We start from the raw sequence: 14197 nt of genomic DNA, 5'->3' as shown, positions 1-14197 counted from the left end.
TCACCATTTCGATTAGTTAGTACAAATAGGAATGTTTGTAGTCCGTTTTAGCCATGACATTCCTACCTTACATTTTTACATAAGTTAGCGGCGATCATTAAAAGTGCTCAACACGCTGATGTATATAGAAGTCTTTAGATTAGCATGTAATGGAACATGAGCGAATGGTAAAAGGTAGATACCATTATGTTGCGTTTATATCGCTGTAGGTTTTATTAATTAAAGATATAGTAATAAGTAAATGTACCGCCTAATAAAACCCAAAATTGTGTTGGAACAGTAAAAACTGATAATCACACATGGAGTAGCTATGCGAAATCAAATCTTAGGAACCTTAACGGCATTATTTATTTTTAACTTACTGGTAGGCTTTTACTGGCATCCCGCGTGGTGGTTTCTATTATTAACCGTGTTGTTACTCGTCTTAGCAATCTTCGATACAGTCCAGAATAAACATGCGATCCTAAAAAACTTCCCGTTAATTGGCAGAACTCGCTGGACCGTTGAATCACTGCGGCCTTTTATACAGCAGTATGTTTTAGAATCAGATACTGGCGGTACGCCTATTTCCCGTATGTTTCGCTCTATTGTGTACCAACGAGCGAAAGACAGCAGAGAAACTATTCCTTTTGGCACCCAATTAAATACTTACGACGATGGTTATGAATGGATAGGGCACTCATTATCGGCCCGTGATATTGATGAAATGAACCACGATCCAAGAGTAACGATTGGTGGCAAAGACTGTAAGCAACCATATCATGCAAGCATTCTTAATATTAGTGCGATGAGCTTCGGCAGCCTGTCTAAAAATGCCATATTGGCGCTCAACAAAGGCGCTAAAAAAGGTAATTTTTTCCACAATACCGGAGAAGGAGGTTTAACACCTTACCATGAAGAAAACGGTGGCGACATTGTTTGGCAAATTGGTACTGGTTATTTTGGATGCCGAACTAAAGACGGAAAGTTTGATGCCGATCTGTTTAAAGAAAAAGCCTGTTTGCCGCAAGTTAAAATGATTGAAATAAAATTAAGCCAAGGCGCAAAACCAGGCCACGGCGGTATATTACCCGCTTATAAAAACACACCGGAAATCGCTAAGATTAGAGGGGTAGAACCAGGTACTCAGGTAGACTCTCCGCCACGCCATAGCGCCTTCTCTACGCCGTTAGAGATGATCGATTATATACAAAAGCTTCGCGATCTAAGTGGTGGTAAGCCCATTGGCATTAAACTAGCTTTAGGCCGAAAAAGTGAATTTATCGCCATGTGTAAAGCAATGGTAGAAACCGGTATTACACCCGATTTTATCACCGTTGATGGAGGAGAGGGCGGTACAGGCGCTGCGCCATTAGAGTATACAAATTCAATTGGGTTTCCGCTTAGAGAAGCCTTGGCTTTTGTAGATGACTGTTTAATTGGCTTCGACTTAAGAAAAGAAATTAAAATCATTGCATCGGGAAAAATAATTTCTGCATTTCAATTGGTTAAAAACTTAAGTTTAGGCGCGGATATTTGTAATAGCGCAAGAGGTATGATGTTGGCGCTTGGCTGTGTGCAGTCGCTTTCATGTAACACTAATAAATGCCCAACCGGCGTGGCAACGCAAGATCCAAAACTTACTAAAGGGCTAGACGTAACAGATAAATCAGAGCGAGTGTATCGCTTTCACAAAAAGACACTGCATGCATTAATGGATATGCTGTCTTCAACAGGGCATGTGAGTACAACGGAATTAAATCGCACACATATATTTAGACGTGTCAATCAAGCAAGTATCGCTCGGTACGACGAAATCTTTCCGCTAGTGAAAACCGGAACACTGTTGGGTGATGATATTCCTGAGCGATTTAAGCTGCACGTTAAAGAAGCTAATTCTGATAGCTTTATGCCATGCAGCTTGTTGGCTGAAATCGAAGAAGAAACGAAATCAGTGTCTTAATTTTCGCCCTGACTATCTTGTTCTGGCATGCGTAATTGGTACAACCGATACTCAGACGTTCTATAGGGAACTACTTTATATTTAGGTTGTAAATAAGCAACTAAATCAATGAGTTCTTGAACCGTAAGTACATTGTTCATGTTGCGCATGCGAGACTCTCCATCTACGGAAGTCATGCTAACGGGCTGCCTGCGTGTTAGTTTGTGTGAGGGGTTTATTACGCTGGTGACCAATTCACCGTACGTGGTGATCCTACCGCTGCTTCCTCCTAAAGGTATAGGTTTTGGAACAAGATAGGCATGGTCATCTGGCATGGTTATACCTTCTATTTGATGACAATCAGTGCACTGGTATTTTTGAAATGCCACTTTTCCAGCATCAGCGTTCCCCTCAGGTAAGCTAAATCCACGAGGCGACTCAGGTCCTAAATCACATCCTGTCAATAACAGCGCAACAAACGGTAATACAGAAGTAAGCTTTGCCATGTTCACGACTCCAACTTTATTACTTTGAATTTTTATTATGGTGCAAATCTAGAACCGTGAATTGATTTCAATCAAAGAATTGTGAACAGAAGTTAACTATATTGTGATTATCCACTCCCAATAATGGAATGAACTGATGAACGATTACACCACTGTTTTAGTACCTGTTGATGTGTTTTCAGACTATACCCAAATTTTGTCGAGAGCATTGCGGGTAGCCCCAGATCCAAAGAACGTTCATTTACTCTATGTGGCATTTCCACAAACAAACGTTGAACCCTACGGGTTGTTTTTGGAGCGTGATTATTCACAAGACGTGCAAGATCAAGCAATGACAAAACTGAAAGACATTGCGGCAATCAACGATATTCCAACGAGCAATTTAAATGTTGAAATTGGTTCACCTGCTGATGAAATACATCACTTAGCAGAAAAGCTTAACGCTGATCTTATTGTGATAGGCACACATGGACAAAGCGGGCTTCGCCTTTTGCTTGGCTCTACGGCCAATGCTGTACTACATGGTGTGAAAAGAGATGTGTTGGCGGTAAAAATATAGCAAATGTATAGCGAGTATATAGCGAGAGAGCTTAATACTAGCGCTGAAACACACGTAACATATCTGTCATTTAAATAAGTTAGTGTTTAAGAATAATGACTTAAAACACTGTGATGTTATGCCACCAAAGCGCTCAGGTTTCACTCGTTTGTATTTTGCAACTATCTACTCCTGTCGAGGAATAAAAGCGGCATTTTCGAGTGAAGCTGCAGTTAGACAAGAAATTGTAGCAATGGCGCTTTTAATTCCCATTGTGTTCATACTAGATGTAACAAACAGCGAAAGAGTACTGTTACTCTTTTCGCTGTTTATAGTGCTTATTACCGAATTACTTAACACCGCTGTAGAAAAATTATCTGATCATGTAAGTACTGATATGCACGAACTGATAGGGAAGGCCAAAGACATAGGGTCGGCCGCAGTATTTATCAGCTTGATATTGGCGTTAGTAACATGGGGAATCATCTTACTGTAATAATACTAAACGAAGACTTCCAAAGCCATACGTTAAATTACAAAAGATGGCTAACCTATTACCCTATTACATGGTCTCGGGACTTTTCTTACCGTCGTAACATTGCTCGATTAACTCCACCACAGAGCTGCTCAAATTCTTAAGGTGAGATGCATCAACACGACTTTCACCGCCGTGATTCAAATCGGAAATAGTAAACACCACATCTTCTCCGCTAGAATTGACATGAACCAATACATCATCATCTTCACCTACAAATGGCACCTTAATATAAAGAGGCTCATTGTTGTCAGCAAAATAATCAATGGCTTCGTCAACTGTAGTGAATGCAGGTTTTTTCTCTGGGTGTAGAGACCAGGTTTTAGATGGGATGACGAGTTCAGCAATTGTTTTACCGTGTGAGGCGTTAATACCATTAGACATAACATTTCCTTTTTTAGTACCTATATTAGTTGGTACGAAACCATTCGATAAATGGGTTCAATTGTTGAAAACAAACAAGATAAAAGAAAGCAAAAATAGGGAGGAGAGGTGGGTAAAATAAGGGCAAAAGAAAAGGAAAAAGGAGGAAATGAGCACTGAAAAGTTACGCGTAACTCAAGAGGTGCAATAAATTTAATTATATCAGTTACTTATAAATGTTTCGCTCGTCACTAACAAATTCTACTGTTAACCAGAATAATGAGATAAATCTTATATCAAGTAACAAGTATTAGGCGAAAACATAAATTAACGTTTGAATTTTTCTGATAACTTGGCCATTCCACCACGTTTAACGTTAGCTTGTTGTGTATAGTGACCTGGCATTTCAGGCGATTGCCAGCCCCCAGCCAATTGAAGCTCTGGCAATGTGGCACCATTCTCAGCAAGTGAAACCGCGCCACCAACTCGGCCACTATGAGGTGTAATGTTTTCTTTTATTCCTGCACGAGCAGCAATTCGTTTCCATATCCGATAGACACTCGAATAATCTAAGATTGATTGCAAAGCAGGATCATATACCGGTGAATGAGCCGCTGAATGATGATGCGTATTAGGCTGCTCGTCAAAAGGTAAAAGTGCATGGCCACGGTTAGAAACACGGCGGAACAATATACCTTTGTTTATACGACGAGGATCATCGGTAAGTCGTTCACTTTGCAACTTCACATCAAAATTAGCCTCAGCAATGTACTCATCCACCATGTTAATAGTGCTAGTAGAAATAAATCTATGAGAACCCTTACCGCTTTGGTCAGACTTTGACGTAACCACCAATAATGCATTGTTGCGTCTACTGATATGTTCAGCACAAACACGCACTAACTCATCAGCTCGTAAGAGAGCATCAAACATTAAGTTCATGATGGTTAAGTCACGCATCTCTAACAAGGTGTCTGGAATAATCTTATTGTTTATCTCATCCAGTAAATCGATAGTAAGGGGAACGGCTTGGTTATGACTGAGTTGAAATTTACGATTTTCAATAAGCGAGAGTCGAACGAAATCTCGAAGATAAACAGATTGGATGATAGGATTTGGAAGCTTTGCAATACCCAAAAATTTACTAAGCGCTGACAGGCGCCGCTTAATAGTTCTGTAGGCGAGGGGAGACTTACAGAGTTCTTCCACATAGCGTTTGATTGCATGTTCATTATGAGAGAAATCATTACTAAAGCTATCAATACCTTCAGACTGGCAAAAGATAGCGAAGTCGTTAAAATCACTAATATAAGCGCGTTGTGTATTACGCGGTAGCTTCGTGAAAATGTCACGAAAATACGCATCAACATATTCAGCTCGTTCGCTACTAGCACTGTCACGATCGACGATTGATAGTTGGGTATTTGAACCAGGACTGAATATAGACGACATCTAACTAACTCATTGTTATTATGATTAATTAAGGCAGTTAAATTCACGCATGATAATTACAGTTATCATGCGTGAATTTACTTAGATAGCCTTGTATCAGCCCAATTCTACACATGTATACTGTTTTTATATACAGCTTTAACAGTATTAGTGACCTTTTATCGATCTAATCGGTTATTTATTGAACGTGCGCTACGTAAAATTTAACGGTATATACCTCTATTATGCGCTCAGATTTCACGTAGAAGCGCATTTAGATTAGCTGATTTTCCAATTCCTTTTGCCTAAACTTAGTCTAAATAATGAATATTTTAAGCACTGGATTTAGTGTTTATTAAAATAGCAGCATTAACTAAAGTCCTACCTAAAATCTCAAATGGTTTATATCGCTAGTTTTTAAAGATAAAGATTTCTCTTATAAAACTATATTGAAGATTTAACTGCACACTTATTACTAAGTAAGAATTTAATTATAAAAATAGGTTAGGCGTCTATTTTTTATAAAGAATAATCAGTAAAGAATTAGCTAATTAAGTTGTCAGCTGCAAAGGCTTGAATCTCATATTGCTCACAACATCTGTTCACCAAATCAATTTAAGGTTACAAAGCATACCAACGGAAAGACTCATACGATCTTCCTGTATAATTAACTAACAAGCCTTACTTAGAACCTTAATCAAAAGCTTATCAGTAAATTTATAGATTAAACGTAATCGTAAAGTATCTTAATTGATAGTGATAATAGCCAACTCATGTATTTAACATAGAGCCTTTCAACCATGTAAAGCTTCGAATTGTTGCCTTTAAGATTATGGTATTCATTGCATGCCTAATTAATTTAAACAAAGCGCTTCAATATATCTAATCCTTGGGAAGGGAACAGCCCCAAAGCCGGCTATCGCGACATACAGAGTTGCGAACACATCGACTTACAAACACGCCTGCCTACCTAGCTATATCAATACTCTATTTAACATAATATACATTATGCGCAATTAAGTATATGAGGGTTTAGGGTGGTTGATGCCAGCCTTCTCGGTCGGTTTGTCGTGCGTGATGGCTTACACACATTTTCGTATGCAGTTATTGCGTGGTTATGAGATGTGTTTTTATGACGTGCGTGAGATTAAAATCTGAGATGATTTGCGAGGTGTATGCCGAACTTTTCGCATACGCGCACTGTGTGCAAGCTAGTATGTTATGGATATTTCGTTAAGCACTTCTAGAATGATAAATTTGATTTTCAATAGATAACAAAACGAAGGAAGGATTTTATAAATTAAAGGTACTTATAAAGTATATGTAAAGGAAGTTGTTTTACGAAAGATCTTCATGGTATTAATTCTTTAATGCGGCATTTTCTATTTCTAACACAATCATACGCTCTAACATTCTTAACAGCTGTTTGCGGTTTTCTTTTTGAATTTTTGTCAGGCTCTTATTCAGTGAAATAACGTCATCTTCTGATAAAGACACTTCAACACTTTCGATAATATTCGCATTATGTACGAACTGCTTATAGTGGCTAATACTATTTTCTATTGCGGTATCTATTAAATTTTGCGGGCAGCCAACTAGCTTGCTAGTAATATAAGTAGTAATAACTTTTCTTACAGCTGTTAAACATGTCGGAAATGCTATAACGTTTTCTATATGTTGGTTGTTACCTTCGTCTTCTGTGCTCATTAAACACCACCTCAATCCGATTCATACAGTGCACATATTTAAAAGTATATTATTCGAAATTAAATATTACATTACTAAATGCTTAAATTAGTATTTCTATGGATTAGAGTTTTTTTGATTTAGTTTGTTCACTATGGCATTTAACGCTTCTTTATCGCCCTCATAGGTTAATGCATTAATACTGCGCTCATAGGCTGTTTTGGCGTGTTCAGTTGCTGCGGTGGAGACTTTACCGTTACTAGTTTTAGCAATGGCATCTAAGGTTTTCTGCATTCTTATGGAAACCTCAATCATAGATGCGCCATCTCGAGCAACTCCAGTAAAAGCGTCATCAAACATATCTTCAGTGCTAATATTAGGTACGGTTACGTTGTGGTATTTGATATCGTCGGCTTCATTTTCAACTTCTTTTTGCGCCCATTGAATAAACAGCCGAGCATAACTACCAAGAATACTAATGGCCGTACCCGGGTCATTAACCGAAGGCGAAAGTGCACGGGATGCTATTTCTGATAATACCACTAAGCCATATCTTGGGTCGGCTTCAAAAGACCGTTCGCTTCCAATTTGAAATGCCGAAAGTAGTGCGGCTTTATCGATTTTCTCATTACTTTTGCCCTCATCATTTCCATCACTTTGTCCGTCAACTTTGTCACTGCTTTTATTTTTGCTGTTATCCACGGAATGTTTCTGCTTAACGCTTTCTATATAGCACAGCGGCCTATCGGGTGTACAAAATTCCCCAGGTAACATGGCGATGTGTACTTGTGTATCGTGTTCCTCAGCCCAGGCTTGTACTTTTGCCATATCAACCATTTGAACATAGCCAATGCTATCGGTTGTTAGGGTTTGGTATTTTGAGGTATCACCGCCCTGCTCTTTCACGCTTTTTGGCTGCTGCTTACCGCCGAGTCGTGGCGTGGACAACCGATGATTAATGGCTCGCATTGCGGCAGCTTCAACTTTTTGTACTGTTGAACCCACACGGCCTAGCCTGGCTACACTGTCTACCCAGCGGATAAACGTAAGAATGACGATGGCAAAGACTAAACAGGTAAGACAAAAAAGAAGAAATATTCCAGCGTCTTCGAAAAAGTTGTTACTAGAGACGGTTATGGCGACTACGCTAAAGATAAACGCGCCGACAAAAGTAGACAGTGCATTTTGTGAGGCATCATCAGAGATGATTAAACTCACCGAACGCGGCGTGGATGACCTACTGGCAGATGAATAGGCACTTACCATAGTGCCAGCTGAAAATGTCGCTATGACCAACATGCTTGATGCCATAATGGACAACAAAGTTTCAACCGAGGCTTGTTCAACTGTAGGAAGGTGCTGCGCAAGTGCCGTACCGTCTGCCAGTTTCGAAGCGAAAACAGCAGCAATAGACAACAAGCATAATGATAAAGGCTTTACCCATAGCTTCTCTTTCAAACTAAATAGCAAAAACCGCAATCTATCTACCGTAATAGGCGCATCCATGAACTCGTGTCCTTTATTTTTTATAATTATAGTCAGAAGTTTCTATTTCATACGTTTGTTACCGGCACAACGTTTAGAACAGTAAACTACATTATCCCAATTTTTCTCCCATTTCTTACGCCAAGTAAAAGGCCTGTTGCACACAGGGCACATTTTACTTGGTAGATCAGACTTCTTCATTTTTGGATAATTTGGTTAAAAAGAGGGTCGCACTGTCTTTCATCGCATCGATGTTTTCATCTTTCATTCGACCATAGGTTTTATACATCATAGCCATTCTTGGGTTGCCGCTTAATTTTTCTTTGTGCTTATCAATGAAATGCCAGTATAAGTAATTAAACGGGCATGCCTTCGGGCCAGTCTTTTTACTTACTTGATATCCGCAGTTTTTGCAGTAGTTCGACATTTTATTAATGTAACTTCCACTTGCGACATAAGGCTTACTCGCGAGCTGGCCGCCATCACTGTATAAAATCATGCCTGCTACATTTGGCAGTTCTACCCACTCATATGCATCGGCATAAACCAACAAGTACCACTGCTGAACCTCATCGGGTGATAATCCGGTTAAAAGACAAAAGTTGCCTAGTACCATTAATCGCTGAATGTGGTGAGCATACGCATTTGCCTGAGTTTCCTTTATGCATTGACGCATGCAGTTCATATTGGTTTGCCCATCCCAAAAGAAATCAGGCAGTGAACGATCATTGTTGAAATAATTATCGCTCTTAAGGCCAGGCATAAAGTGCCAATAAAACCCCCTCACAAATTCTCGCCACCCCAGTATTTGGCGTATAAAACCTTCAACCGAGTTAAGTGGTGCCGTGCCTGCGTAATAAGCCGATTCCGCAGCACTAATGGCTTCTTTAGGACTTAACAAACCACAGTTTAAATAAAAGGCGATATGAGAATGATACAACCACGGCTTACCTTCAACCATGGCATCTTGGTATTGACCAAAATGGGGTAAGCGTTCTTCAATAAAATCGTTTAGTACCGTAAGCGCATCGTCACGGGTAACGGCAAAATGAAACGGACTAATGTCACCAAAATGATCACCGAACTCGTTTTCAACTAAATCAATAACGTCTTGGGTAATCGCATCTATTTTGAATTGTGTGTGGGTCGGCACATTTGTACCTGCTGGCATGGGCTCACGATTTTGAGAGTCGTAATTCCATTTCCCACCAATAGGGTTTTTATCTTCCATTAAGATGCCATGCTTTCTTCGCATCTCTCGATAGAAAAACTCCATACGCAATTGCTTTCTGTCATTCGCCCAATCACTAAATTCTTGAGGGCTAGCTAGAAAACGAGAGTCATTGATAATACAGACCGGTACACCTAAGGTTTGCTCCCATTGCTGCATGCTTTTTAGCAAGCGGTATTCACCCGGCGATGTCACTTTCACACTGTCGTACTCACCGTGTGCTAGCGCGTGTTTAACCTGTTCTAGCAAACTACCTTGATTTGTTTCATCGTTATATTCAATATAACTAACGTTGAAATTGTCTTCCTTTAATGCTTTTGCGAAATGCCGCATTGCACTAAAAAGAAAAACAATTTTCTTTTTATGATGCTTAACGTAGGTAGCTTCTTCCCGCACTTCGGCCATCAGTACGGTGTCTTTCGTTTTTGTCGCGTTTTCTAGTACAGGCAAATTGTGAGTAAGCTGGTCACCTAAAATAAGTATTAAAGAAGCCATGGGTACCCTACTCTTTCAAAGCTTGAAATGCGTCAAGGGCACGCTGCCTCGATGCTTTTAAATCTACAATGGGTTTAGGATAATTATCACCTAAATGGACACCAGCATCTTTAGCAATAACCGGTGGTGCATCCCAAGGTTTGTGTATGTACTTATCGGGAAGGTCGGCAAGTTCAGGGCAGTACTTTCTTACGTATTTGCCTTGTTTATCGAATTTCTCGCCTTGTAGTAATGGGTTAAAAATTCTGAAATACGGTGCAGCGTCAGCGCCGGTGCCTGCTACCCATTGCCAACCTGCGGTATTGCTGGCTAAATCAGCGTCTACAAGGCAATCCCAAAACCAGCGCTCGCCTTCGTGCCAGCTTATAAGCAGGTTTTTGACTAAGAACGAGCCTACAATCATACGAACGCGATTGTGCATATACCCCGTTTGCCATAACTCGCGCATGCCCGCATCCACAATAGGAATACCGGTTTGCCCTTTTTGCCAGGCTTTAAGAGATTTGGCATCACGTCGCCAATTGAATTTATCAAACTTATCGTTGAAGTTTTTATTCGGTATGGTTGGAAAATGGTACAGCAAATAGTAACTGAACTCGCGCCAGCCTAATTCACTTAAGTACGTGTCTATGCTTTTATCTTCAGTGGTTTCAAATCTATCTTTAATGGCATACCACGCTTGATTAGGCGATACCTCGCCAAAGTGCAGATGAGGTGACAGATGAGACGTTCCATTCATTGATGGAATATCTCGCGCATCTTTATATTTACGCGCAGAGTGCTCAATGAAATTCTGTAAATTGTCAGCCGCACCGTCTTCACCCGGTTTCCAGTGATTCTTAAATTCACTGTCCCAATCAAGTGATGGAAGTAAGTTCAGTGCATCTATACCGCAAGGGCGGTAAGTTTTACTGTTCTTACTATCATCCACATCGGCGTATGTAATGCGAGCTGGCGGCGCCTGAGGGTAGCGTGGAGGCTCAACGTTTAAACAACCTTTTCGATAATACGGGGTGAAAACTCGGTATGGAGTGCCGTCTTTTTTTAGCACCTTCATCGGTTCCCACAGCAAACTACCATTACTACTATGCGCCTCAAATTCATTATCTAAGAGCTGCTTTTTAATGGCTTTATCTCGATTAATTTGCCAAGGCTCATAACACCGATTCCAATAGATGCCTTTCGCTTCATAGGCTTCCATTAATGCGGGGATAAGCGCTTTAGGATCGCCTTTGAATACTTTTAAATGACCGTTTAATCTGTCGTTCAATGAATTCAACGAATGATGTAACCACCAATTGCTTGCGCCTCCCAATGCTCTACCATCAGGTGCATTGTCATCGTAAATGTAAATCGGGATTATTTTTCCCTCATCACAGGCTGCATTTAACGCGGGGTTATCTTTTACTCTAAGGTCCTGTCTGAACCACATTATCGACACTGGCACTGTCACGGTTAGCCCTTTTATTGAACGATATATAAACACTTGCGCATGCGTATGATACGATAATCGCAGAAAGCAGGATCCGTTTACCCCAAAAAAAGGTATAAGGGAGGGAACCCTATGTTACTGGATAATCATGTGATACGTGATTCAACAACACCTACTAGAGGCCTGTTTTGGTTTCGCCACGATCTGCGTTTTCACGACCAAGTGGCGCTATCATCGCTTTGTCAGCAGGTAGACGAATTAACGCTGCTGTATATTATTGATGACAGCTGGTTTGTACCGAACTCCTACGGTATACAACCCGTTGGTGAACATCGTTTTAATTTTCTTATAGATACAATAGAAGCATTAAACGAAAAAGCGAGCGCTTTGGGTCACTCTATTTTGACCTTAAAGGGCCAAACACCTGAACTACTTGTGTCTTTGCTTTCATCTAATGCCTATACGCACTTTGGTGTTACCGCGCATGGCGGCTATAACGAGCGCAGAGAAGTCGAAGCTGTTTCTCGTTTTTTCCCCAATATAGAAATAGTATTGGGCGAATCTAGCTCACTGTTTAATCAAGATGACCTTCCTTTTAATCTTGAAGTCATGCCAGATGTCTTCACCCCTTTTAAGCGTAAAATAGAATCTGCAATAAAGCCTTGCGACCCTGTAGCGACCTTAACCGCATTGCCTAGCCCTTTCACGCCATATATCGACACAAAAAGCCGATATACGCTCAACCGTTGCCCTTCCCGTAATCAAGCAGAAGGGACATTCGTTGGAGGCGAAGAGGCCGCACACTCTCACTTAAACAGTTATTTGTTCGAATGGAAAGTGGCAGCTAGTTATAAAGAAACACGAAATGCGTTAGATAGTTGGCGTGACAGCACTAAACTATCACCTTGGTTAGCCACGGGTGCGCTGTCGGCACGATATGTCATTCAAGAAGTGAAGAAGTACGAACAAAACGTAGTTAAGAATGACTCAACCTATTGGATTTATTTTGAGTTGCTTTGGCGTGAGTATTTTTATTGGCTTCAACAAAAGTTTGGGCCTAAATGGTTTCAATTCGATGGCATAAAATCAAAAATGCCAAATACCAGCCACGACCCTCAAGTCTTTGTCAGTTGGTGTAATGGGCAAACGGGATATCCCATTGTGGATGCGTGTATGCGCCAGCTGGCTGTTACGGGTTATATGTCTAATCGAGGTCGACAGTTGGTGGCAAGTTGCTTTGTGAATGAACTCAGGCAAGATTGGCGCTACGGCGCGGCTTGGTTCGAAAGCCAATTGCTGGATTATGATGTGGCTAGCAATTGGGGAAATTGGCTTTATTTGGCAGGTGTAGGTACAGACCCTCGTGAGAATCGGCAATTTAATTTGCAGAAGCAAACCGAAATTTACGACCCCAATGGTGAGTTCTGTGCAAAGTGGCTAGGCTGACGCCATTACTTGTCACAATAACATGCACAATTAGTCAGCTCCTTTTCAAGTTATGCGTAGCCTGCGAGCATTAAATTCTGCCGCTTCGGTTACGTGTAACCCTGCTAAAGGTAGTAAAAATGGGTTATCGGTTGTTTTTACGTAACCACTCATTAAGCAATTTAATTTGGCCGCATTTGTAAGCCGCATACATCAAACGTACTGAGTTAGACACGGCTTCACTATCACTCCACCCTGTTTTCTCTCGTATTTCATCGTAGCAAAGCTTAGCTTCTGGAGAAACATAGCCTCTTACAAGCTTTTTCCCTGCATCTCGTTGACGTTCTCGAAAGCGGCGTTGCTTATCAGCATTCGCTTTTGCCTTCTCTTTTATTGTGCTGTTTTTCGTATTTTCTGTCATAGTAATCACTAGCTCGTTAGTAGTTCGAGTTTAACACGCGTTTTTATTTAGAAAAATGACTGTTCGGAGTTGTTTAGCGTACAAGTGTTCGCTAAATTAGCACCGCGAATTTAAAAAACAACGAGTTGGGAATGTCAGACAGAAAAAATAGTTTTAACAAAGAAGATTTATTAGCATGTAGCCGCGGTGAAATGTTCGGTCCTGGTAACAGCCAACTACCCGCCCCTAACATGTTGATGATGGATCGTGTCGTTTCTATAACTGAAGATGGCGGTGAACATGGAAAAGGTGAAATAATTGCTGAGTTAGACATTACGCCTGACCTTTGGTTTTTTGATTGTCACTTCCCAGGCGACCCTGTAATGCCTGGTTGCTTGGGCTTAGATGCCATGTGGCAATTGGTCGGGTTTTTCTTAGGCTGGTGTGATGGGCCAGGTAAAGGCCGAGCTCTTGGTGTGGGTGAAGTTAAATTCACAGGGCAAATTTTACCTACCGCCAAAAAGGTTACTTATAAAATTACCATGAAGCGTGTTATCAAACGTAAGCTTTTCATGGGAATGGCAGATGGTTCTGTTGAAGTAGATGGCAGAGAAATTTATGTCGCGAAAGATCTTAAAGTAGGTTTGTTCCAAGACACGTCTAACTTCTAAGAAAACCGACACACTTCAAAAACGATAAAAGCCCCATAAATGGGGCTTTTTCATTGCTTAATCACTTTGTAAGAGAGA

General features: G+C 40.6%; 14 protein-coding genes. 5 read left to right on the top strand and 9 right to left on the bottom strand.

The features are described 5' to 3' along the window. Positions 1–310: 310 nt before the first annotated feature. Positions 311–1942 carry an FMN-binding glutamate synthase family protein gene (locus tag AVL57_RS05185; RefSeq protein ID WP_057791826.1) on the top strand — a complete coding sequence of 544 codons (1632 nt, stop codon included), beginning with the start codon at positions 311–313 and terminating at the stop codon, positions 1940–1942. On the opposite strand, the gene AVL57_RS05180 is transcribed toward AVL57_RS05185, so the two are convergent. Further along, positions 1939–2427 carry a c-type cytochrome gene (locus AVL57_RS05180; RefSeq protein WP_057791824.1) on the bottom strand — a complete coding sequence of 163 codons (489 nt, stop codon included), beginning with the start codon at positions 2425–2427 and terminating at the stop codon, positions 1939–1941. The two genes, AVL57_RS05185 and AVL57_RS05180, sit on opposite strands and share 4 nt — an antisense overlap. A 136-nt stretch (positions 2428–2563) precedes the next feature. Between AVL57_RS05180 and AVL57_RS05175 the strand changes: the two genes are divergently transcribed. Both AVL57_RS05175 and AVL57_RS05170 read left to right on the top strand, forming a co-directional pair. After that, positions 2564–2986, top strand: a complete 423-nt coding sequence (locus AVL57_RS05175; RefSeq protein ID WP_057791822.1) for a universal stress protein — start codon at positions 2564–2566, stop codon at positions 2984–2986. Between the two features lie 118 nt (positions 2987–3104). Beyond that, positions 3105–3461: a diacylglycerol kinase gene (locus AVL57_RS05170; protein ID WP_057791820.1), complete on the top strand. Its 357-nt coding sequence runs from the start codon at positions 3105–3107 to the stop codon at positions 3459–3461. Positions 3462–3527: 66 nt separating this feature from the next. On the opposite strand, the gene AVL57_RS05165 is transcribed toward AVL57_RS05170, so the two are convergent. The 7 genes from AVL57_RS05165 to AVL57_RS05140 form a co-directional block, all read right to left on the bottom strand. Continuing rightward, positions 3528–3884, bottom strand: coding sequence for a hypothetical protein (locus AVL57_RS05165; protein ID WP_057791818.1), 357 nt, complete (start codon positions 3882–3884; stop codon positions 3528–3530). Positions 3885–4190: 306 nt separating this feature from the next. After that, positions 4191–5315, bottom strand: a complete 1125-nt coding sequence (locus tag AVL57_RS05160; RefSeq protein WP_057791816.1) for a tyrosine-type recombinase/integrase — start codon at positions 5313–5315, stop codon at positions 4191–4193. A gap of 1338 nt (positions 5316–6653) precedes the next feature. Further along, the gene (locus AVL57_RS05155) at positions 6654–7001 is read right to left on the bottom strand and encodes a hypothetical protein (protein WP_057791814.1); all 348 of its coding nucleotides are present in this window, start codon (positions 6999–7001) and stop codon (positions 6654–6656) included. Between the two features lie 96 nt (positions 7002–7097). Further along, positions 7098–8486 carry a DUF2254 domain-containing protein gene (locus AVL57_RS05150; RefSeq protein ID WP_057791812.1) on the bottom strand — a complete coding sequence of 463 codons (1389 nt, stop codon included), beginning with the start codon at positions 8484–8486 and terminating at the stop codon, positions 7098–7100. A 42-nt stretch (positions 8487–8528) separates the two neighbouring features. Then, positions 8529–8666 carry a DUF2256 domain-containing protein gene (locus tag AVL57_RS20980; protein ID WP_082604920.1) on the bottom strand — a complete coding sequence of 46 codons (138 nt, stop codon included), beginning with the start codon at positions 8664–8666 and terminating at the stop codon, positions 8529–8531. Then, positions 8653–10191 carry a cryptochrome/photolyase family protein gene (locus AVL57_RS05145; RefSeq protein WP_057791810.1) on the bottom strand — a complete coding sequence of 513 codons (1539 nt, stop codon included), beginning with the start codon at positions 10189–10191 and terminating at the stop codon, positions 8653–8655. Before AVL57_RS05145 ends, AVL57_RS20980 begins: the two co-directional genes overlap by 14 nt. 7 nt (positions 10192–10198) lie before the next feature. Then, a complete protein-coding gene (locus AVL57_RS05140; RefSeq protein WP_057791808.1) occupies positions 10199–11644 on the bottom strand; it encodes a cryptochrome/photolyase family protein in 1446 nt (481 codons plus the stop codon). Positions 11645–11755: 111 nt separating this feature from the next. Between AVL57_RS05140 and AVL57_RS05135 the strand changes: the two genes are divergently transcribed. After that, positions 11756–13069: a DASH family cryptochrome gene (locus AVL57_RS05135; RefSeq protein WP_057791805.1), complete on the top strand. Its 1314-nt coding sequence runs from the start codon at positions 11756–11758 to the stop codon at positions 13067–13069. 124 nt (positions 13070–13193) lie between these two features. Here AVL57_RS05135 and AVL57_RS05130 read toward each other — a convergent pair whose 3' ends face one another. After that, positions 13194–13469, bottom strand: coding sequence for a hypothetical protein (locus AVL57_RS05130; RefSeq protein ID WP_013784088.1), 276 nt, complete (start codon positions 13467–13469; stop codon positions 13194–13196). A gap of 131 nt (positions 13470–13600) precedes the next feature. Between AVL57_RS05130 and fabA the strand changes: the two genes are divergently transcribed. Further along, positions 13601–14119: a bifunctional 3-hydroxydecanoyl-ACP dehydratase/trans-2-decenoyl-ACP isomerase gene (gene fabA, locus AVL57_RS05125; protein WP_057791803.1), complete on the top strand. Its 519-nt coding sequence runs from the start codon at positions 13601–13603 to the stop codon at positions 14117–14119. Positions 14120–14197 lie beyond the last annotated feature (78 nt).

Source organism: Alteromonas stellipolaris (assembly GCF_001562115.1).
Classification (GTDB): domain Bacteria; phylum Pseudomonadota; class Gammaproteobacteria; order Enterobacterales; family Alteromonadaceae; genus Alteromonas; species Alteromonas stellipolaris.
This window is presented reverse-complemented; position numbering and strand designations above follow the sequence as displayed.

Excerpts from the sequence above, each read along its gene's own strand:
- AVL57_RS05185 (WP_057791826.1), top strand. The coding sequence starts at position 311 with ATGCGAAATCAAATCTTAGGAACCTTAACGGCATTATTTATTTTTAAC.
- AVL57_RS05180 (WP_057791824.1), bottom strand. The coding sequence starts at position 2,427 with ATGGCAAAGCTTACTTCTGTATTACCGTTTGTTGCGCTGTTATTGACA.
- AVL57_RS05175 (WP_057791822.1), top strand. The coding sequence starts at position 2,564 with ATGAACGATTACACCACTGTTTTAGTACCTGTTGATGTGTTTTCAGAC.
- AVL57_RS05170 (WP_057791820.1), top strand. The coding sequence starts at position 3,105 with ATGCCACCAAAGCGCTCAGGTTTCACTCGTTTGTATTTTGCAACTATC.
- AVL57_RS05165 (WP_057791818.1), bottom strand. The coding sequence starts at position 3,884 with ATGTCTAATGGTATTAACGCCTCACACGGTAAAACAATTGCTGAACTC.
- AVL57_RS05160 (WP_057791816.1), bottom strand. The coding sequence starts at position 5,315 with ATGTCGTCTATATTCAGTCCTGGTTCAAATACCCAACTATCAATCGTC.
- AVL57_RS05155 (WP_057791814.1), bottom strand. The coding sequence starts at position 7,001 with ATGAGCACAGAAGACGAAGGTAACAACCAACATATAGAAAACGTTATA.
- AVL57_RS05150 (WP_057791812.1), bottom strand. The coding sequence starts at position 8,486 with ATGGATGCGCCTATTACGGTAGATAGATTGCGGTTTTTGCTATTTAGT.
- AVL57_RS20980 (WP_082604920.1), bottom strand. The coding sequence starts at position 8,666 with ATGAAGAAGTCTGATCTACCAAGTAAAATGTGCCCTGTGTGCAACAGG.
- AVL57_RS05145 (WP_057791810.1), bottom strand. The coding sequence starts at position 10,191 with ATGGCTTCTTTAATACTTATTTTAGGTGACCAGCTTACTCACAATTTG.
- AVL57_RS05135 (WP_057791805.1), top strand. The coding sequence starts at position 11,756 with ATGTTACTGGATAATCATGTGATACGTGATTCAACAACACCTACTAGA.
- AVL57_RS05130 (WP_013784088.1), bottom strand. The coding sequence starts at position 13,469 with ATGACAGAAAATACGAAAAACAGCACAATAAAAGAGAAGGCAAAAGCG.
- fabA (WP_057791803.1), top strand. The coding sequence starts at position 13,601 with ATGTCAGACAGAAAAAATAGTTTTAACAAAGAAGATTTATTAGCATGT.